This is a genomic window from Deltaproteobacteria bacterium (assembly GCA_018668695.1).
Classification (GTDB): Bacteria; Myxococcota; XYA12-FULL-58-9; order XYA12-FULL-58-9; family JABJBS01; genus JABJBS01.
The window spans coordinates 1-6,572 of the sequence record JABJBS010000163.1 but is presented as its reverse complement, the minus strand read 5'-3'; the positions used below and the strand labels follow the sequence as shown (position 1 = coordinate 6,572).

Genomic DNA, 6,572 nt, shown 5'->3' with positions numbered 1-6,572 from the left:
TAACCCGCCTAGCAAGCTCCGCCGTGTCAAATGAGTAAGTTCCGCTGTTGGAACTCAGGACCAGTTGTTTACCGTTTTGAGTAATCAACCCATAACGCAACCCGTAGCCGGCATGGATAGAGCCGAGGACCTTGAAGGTATCTCGGTCTAAAATATTAAGGCGTCCTGAAACCGTAGATGGAACGTAAATAAGGTTTTGTTTTTTATCGATGATGGGGTGGCGGTTGACCGTTCCCAGCTTGATACGCTTGATTCGTTCGCCGGTGCCTAAGTCGAATACGTCAAGGCCCCACATATTGGCCGCATAAAGCCTGTCGCGTTCTGGGTCTACGGTTAGCTCGATAATTCCGCCGGTGCTCTGGTATTTCTTGAGCAGCGTGTGATGCTCTAGATTAAAACCGTAGGCTGCATCGCCAAAGACCTCACCGGCAAAGAGTGCATCTCGTGTGGGGTGATAGGACTCGGGAGCGAAAGCAAGGGACCCTTGAATGGGAAAGAAAAATAGGACGAGCATAGGGTGATTATACCAAGTGGCAATATTCGGGTCTTGGGCACCTGTTTCCCGGTCTAGCCGGGTGATCGTATCGTTGAACTCCCCTGAGAAATAGAGGGCGTTGCGTTTGGGGTCGAAGGCACTTCGGTGCCCGTTGCCTGCCGGGATGATATTGCGAATCACAGCCTCAGGATCATTCATGGGCATGGCGAGTGCAGAATCCAGCAAATTCTTCCCATTTTGTGTCATGTCAGAACCACCAACATAGAGTGTGTTCTCGATGCAGCGAACAAACTCCATGCGCCCGTAGTAGTCGTCGGTGCTTAAGTCGTGACGATTGAGTAGCTTTAGTGTCTGAGTCTCGAATTGGGCGATATGCTCTCGCTTACAGTCTTCGGAGACTAGGTAGCGTGAGTCGTGAAGGTAGCAGGCGGTGACGGCCGCATAAATTGACGACCCATCGGCCGACTCGCAAAAGCTGTAGGCTCGATGATTGTCTATTTTTGTCGCATGGTCAGGTGTTTGCGTGAGCGGAATAAGAGACCATAGGAGCTGGGTCGCTACAATGAGACCCGTGACAAGTAACCATTGAAGCCGGGGCTGTATCCAGCGCGGAATAATACGGCCACCGAGGGCCAGCGTAACGATGAGAAAAACGCAAAGCGCCGATGCTAAATGACTTGTCTCCTCTGAGATTACAAAGATGCATGCCGCGATGGCTGACGCAAAAGCGATGGAAAGTGGTGGCCGTTTCCAGCTCTTCCAGAACATCGGTTGCGTGAGTGGCAGGAGTGGGAAGGTTGCAGCCGCAAACATGGGTTGTACATCGAATAGGAAATGGTGGGCCACCATGAACAACCAAGCCATGGCGACCGCCGGACCCTTTAGACCAATCCGTCCATGCTCTCGGCTGAAGAAGAACCTCTTGCCGAGAAAGAGCACGAGCGGTGTTGCGATGAGAATGGGCAAATCAAAGGCAATCCAGATAAACCAAACATCAACGGAGCTGTGAAAATGGAAAAATAGGTCTGATGCCAACCATTCGTCTATAACGGCCGAATTCGGGAAAATCGAAAGTACAAGTAAACGTGTAACGAGGATGAATATCAGCAGTGAGACGGCACTGCCGGTAATAAGCCTTGTAAGGATACCCATAGAGGCTGGGCTATGCAGCTGCGGTTGTATGGGCAACATGTGAGGTCTTAGGTGCCAATCCCGTAGGAGGTAATCATGTTGTAGGCAGAGGCCAGAGGCTGCTTGTAGAGCAGGTTGAATTCTACCATCGGGCCCACAGCGCATTCAGTGCATGGGGTTTTACCGGTGAACTGTTCTTGCCAATTCTGAGTGAGTAGGTCGATGCCTTTTGCTTTACCTTTCGTATAAGCACATGGGTAAGCCAAGCCTTGCGGGTCGATGAATAAAAAACCGTAACCAGCAGCGCATCTTGACTCTGGATTCATGATTGATGCCATAGCGAAGTTGTCCCAATTTGACATGTGCCTTAGATAGGCAGAGCTGCTTGCAATGGGCGCACCTTGGCCTTTGGCGTCAAGGATCTTCTGCCAAATATGACTCTCACGTTTGGTGTTGTACATTTCTCCTAGTTTGCCTTTAACAATATCAGTATCGGTACACTGGGGTTGGAAATGAAGCTTGAAGTCATTCTGAGTCGCGAGCCTAATGAGTGCGTCGATATCTTCCGTGGCTTGTGCGGTGAGTACGGTAATCGCAACCACGGGTAATTTTTTGCCACGTAGCTCTTGAATGCCTTCCAATACACCGTCGAATGACTTCTTTCCCCGAGCTTGACGATGGGTCTCGGGCATACCGTCGAGGCTTGTGAATACGAGATCCACATCGGGCATTCTTTCTGGGAAGCGTTCTAGAAGCGTCAGGTTGGTATTGAGCGAGACGAAGAATCCATGTGACTTCGCCTCGGCGGCAATTGCAGGTAAGTCTGCTCTTAGCAGCGGTTCTCCGCCAACCAAGCCAAGCCTTGCCACACCCATTTGAGCCAAGTTAGAAAAAAGCTGACGTATCTGCTCAAGAGATAACTGGCTGGGGTCTAGATTTGGAAAGTTGCAGTATGAGCACGAAAGATTGCACCTGTTGGTGACGGCAAAGCTCGCTGAAATTGGGCGAGGAGTAGCGTGTCCGCGGTAATGCGCGATGCTGCGGGTAAGTGCGATTCCCGTTTTAAAATGTTGCAAGACGGCCATAGGTCGACTCCAGGTGACAGAGCCAGATTATACCGAAATAGTAGCGCGCAAAAACCCAAGAGCGGCCTGAATTGAGGTATTTACCAAGAAACCAGGGGATAAGTGCTGTGATCCCGAGCCACATCGTGGTCGTTGTGCCAATAAGCCATGCCAGCAAAAGGCAGAGAGATACGATTTGAATTTCAGTTAAACGAAGTGAGACGACCGCGGAGGTTTGTACATTGTGTGCTTGGTCTACCGGAGCGTCGATCCTCACTTGATAGATATGACTGATCGCGGTCATCACTCCAACGATAGTATAGGTTTCCCACGGGTGGTTAAGCCCACCTAGCCCGGCGATAACGGCTCCCCAGAGACCAACCCAGAGAACGTCGACCCCTGGAGTACCTTTGATTTTCAGAGAGTAGGCGATGTTGACCGCAAAAGTCGTCCCCACGACATATGCGAACTCGGGGCCATAAAGAAATGCCGTTACAATTAGAACAGCCAACTTTTGAAACCCAAGCACAGCCCAAAAGATGGCTCGATGATCGTTGAGTGTGTCTACGTATGGGCTATCTTTTCGCGGATTGCTTTGGTCGGCTACGCAGTCGGTAAGGTCGTTGAAAAAATAGAGGGTTGAGAGGGTGACCAATGTAACAATTGTTAGCCCGGTCATATCCGCCAACCCACGCCCGGCAAAGAAAAGCATCGACACAACGATGCCCAGCAGAGCGCCTTCTTGGCGTTTGATCCGCTGCCACATGGGTTCCGTGGTAGCGCATTTGACGAACATTAAGTCCATCCTCTGGAGATAGAGCATCGGGGAGCGAATGAAAAGCATACTTGAACTGATTCCTAACTTCTCCATATGGTGACGTCATGTTGCCAAAACTAAGTTATCTTGCAGCGTTTACTTATATTCCCTACGCGGCACTCTTTTTCTGGGCGGCCTGGGAGCGTTCCTGGACATTTATGGGAGCTCTGCAGCTATTTTCTATGGCGTTGATGCTTTGGGGCTGCGGCGTTGCAACAGATGAAGCGTGGAAGCGTGGCGGTTCGTGGCGGTTTGTTGGTGTCTCCGTGGGTTCGTTACCTTGGGTTAGCTTCGGTTGGCTGATTGCTTTCCACAACACGCCCATGGGACCAGGCGTTGTGACCATGCTGCTTACTGGAACGACCATGGCGTGGTCCTATGTTGGGGCAGGCTTACCGACGGGCGTTATCGTTTCGATTTGCGGTATGCTCATCCTCGCTGCAGGTATATTTCGCATGGTGCTGCGTTTTCCGTTCGGCATCGCTCTTGGCTGTGGGGCGCTCTGCTTTCATCTTGCTTCGCTTTGGCTGGTTTTGGTTGCGTACGAAGACTTGCCTAAGGGTGCAACCGTCGCGGAGATTGAGAGCCAGGTAGGCGTGACCCAAATAGACTTAGGGGGGCAATGGGATACTGCCCGGGATTTGCTGATCGATAGTAACGAAGGCTTCGCACTCGCTGCATTTATGAGTAGCAACCGAGGGAGTAATAAGGAACGCACGCCGGGCCTTGTGAGAATCTCACTCTCCGGTGCCGAAACCACGTTTTCCTTAAAAACGCGCATGGGTGATACGATAGTTTTAGACGAGACAACTGGCCTTATTTGGTTCAGTGATTTTCTTGATGGTCATGTTCGAGCTCTCAAGGCGAACACGTTGGCTCCTACTGGTCAATCTTTCGAAGTCAAGCCGTGGCCCGATGGAGTGGCTCAGTTAGATGATGGCCGCTTGGTGGTTCGCGTGGAAACACCGCGGCGTGACGATTCAGAGCTGCATTTGATTGAAACCGTGACTGGGGAACAAACTTTGCTGGATGTAGAGCCGCATCGATGGGGAACCCTCAACGCTGCGATGGAAGTGGCAAGAAGTCGAAATGAGATTTTTTTACTCCAGACGGGGAATGATAAAACAACCCTTAGCGCCGTCAGCCCTTCGGGCGTCAGGGTTCAAAAACTATTCGGTGGCATCATTTGGGAGGCTGCCTGGGATACGCAGTCTGAACTCATCTGGTTAGGCTCAATGACCGAAAACTGTATATTTAAGGTGCAGCCGCAAACGTTGGAATCTCAATGTTTTGAAATACCCAACGGGGTCCGCGAAATTATGCCATTGGGCGATAGCTGGCTCGCGTTGGCCGATTATTTGAGAGCAAGAGTCTATGTGTTTGACGGTGAGAAGATCCAACGAACCATAGAGGTTGGCCGCAAGCCTGAGGCTATGGCCTTGGGTCCGAAGTCCGGTGACCTGTACGTATTGAGCGATGCAGGCCTAACCCGCATTTCGAAGCCTAGAACCCCAGCTGAACCGTAAAGAAGTAGTCCATCGTGGTGACGTAAGCAGTGTTGCCTTCGTTAGGTACTACCAAGCCTGATGCAGCAGAGTTGTCCGGTAGATAGAGAACACCGATTTCAGTAATCTCGTTGATATCGGAGGCTTCGTAAACCCGAATACCTGCCCAGTTATCAGCCATGTAAATTCTACGCTGAGTTTGTCCGGCGACCGTACGCGTATGAATACTTACGTCCTTTGACCAGGTTGTTTCAAACACCGCGACGCTTGCAGGATCGGCGGGGTTGGTAATGTCGTAGACTTCGATGGTTGAACCAGCGGTGACCACGATCATGTCGCCCTGAATATCGAGAGCTGTAGCAAATGGGTCAAGTGATGCAGTATCCGGTACTGTGAGAGCTACCTCTGCAACGATACTCGCGCTTGTTCCATCGGCGCTCATCTGAACAACCGTAAGACCCGCACTACCATTGGCGACATAAACATAGTTACCTTGGTAGATAATATCCCAGGCGCTCGCACCCGGAAGTGCAAGTTGTCCTACCGTGGCAGGGTCGGCCAGTAAATTCACGCCACTTGCCGCGTTATAGCAATCGTCACGGTAGGGGTCACACACATCAATGAATTCGATATGTGCATTGTTGTCGGTGTCGTTGGCCGCTTGAATCTGCGAAAAGAGGGCAGTGGCAATCACCGTATTCGGGTCGTCATTTGCACGCTCTCTTAGGTGAACCGCAGTCGTCGCGTAGTACTCGCCGCTGGGTGCGTTCTCGATATCAAACGGCTGTACATTGCCGACCGGTGGGTAGCCCGTTTCGGAAACCGGGTTGCCGTCTACATTTAGAAAATGGACCGTGAGGCCGTAGGGTGTGTGGGCCTGATAAGCAATGTTCGATGCGTGAGCAAATCCCATATCGCGAACACGGCCGTCAGCATCGAGCGTTTCAATTTCCACGGGTGCAGTCACGTCAGCAACATTTGCCACCGTGTAAAAGCTTGTTAGCTTTGCTTCGGTGAAGCCTGGTACCGTTTCCGTAACAACCCACCGTCGCTGGTAGATATACGCCCGGTCGTTATGAACCTCGAGGCCGGCCGAACCAAAGCCGCCTAATGCAAGCGTACCGATAACATTACAGTCGTTGGATGGATCGTCATCACAGTTACCGCATGCATCGTATAGTTCAGCTCCGCCAGGAACTCCGCCGCAGTCGGTGGGGCAGTCATTGCTTGGGTCGCTGTCACAGGTGCCGCAGCCATCGAGCATCGCACTTCCGCCGCATTCACCGTTACAATCGTAGTAGGTGTCACATGGTGGTAGATCTGGGTCCGGGCAGTCATAGTCATCGTTGGCGCTGATGCAGATAAACTCATCTCCGCACTCAACCGTTGTCGCGGTTCCACCGTACTCCCCTTTGCAGTCAGGTACACACGCCGGAATACCCGTACCGCCGCCTACGCAATCGTTACATTCATCGACAAAGGCACCGCCGCCCCAGTCGCTGTTGCAATCTTGCTCACAGGCATCACGAACGGTAGTACCTCCGGTACAGCGACCACAC

At 51.7% G+C, this 6,572-nt stretch carries 5 protein-coding genes; 1 reads left to right on the top strand and 4 read right to left on the bottom strand.

Annotation, left to right across the window (positions count from 1 at the left end):
• The 3 genes from HOK28_08610 to HOK28_08600 all read right to left on the bottom strand — a co-directional run.
• Nucleotides 1-1,687 (bottom strand): hypothetical protein (locus HOK28_08610; protein ID MBT6433137.1); only part of this gene is annotated, 1,687 nt, incomplete at its 3' end.
• Nucleotides 1,688-1,695: 8 nt separating this feature from the next.
• Complete coding sequence (locus tag HOK28_08605) at nt 1,696-2,712, bottom strand: radical SAM protein (GenBank protein MBT6433136.1); 1,017 nt, start codon at nt 2,710-2,712, stop codon at nt 1,696-1,698.
• On the bottom strand, nt 2,690-3,487 hold the full coding sequence (locus HOK28_08600) for a hypothetical protein (GenBank protein ID MBT6433135.1): 798 nt from the start codon (nt 3,485-3,487) through the stop codon (nt 2,690-2,692). The genes HOK28_08605 and HOK28_08600 overlap by 23 nt, the downstream gene beginning before the upstream one ends.
• Before the next feature lie 86 nt (nt 3,488-3,573).
• Between HOK28_08600 and HOK28_08595 the strand changes: the two genes are divergently transcribed.
• Complete coding sequence (locus HOK28_08595) at nt 3,574-5,034, top strand: hypothetical protein (protein ID MBT6433134.1); 1,461 nt, start codon at nt 3,574-3,576, stop codon at nt 5,032-5,034.
• Here HOK28_08595 and HOK28_08590 read toward each other — a convergent pair.
• The coding region (locus HOK28_08590; protein ID MBT6433133.1) for a hypothetical protein at nt 5,012-6,572 on the bottom strand (1,561 nt) is incomplete at its 5' end. The genes HOK28_08595 and HOK28_08590 overlap by 23 nt on opposite strands.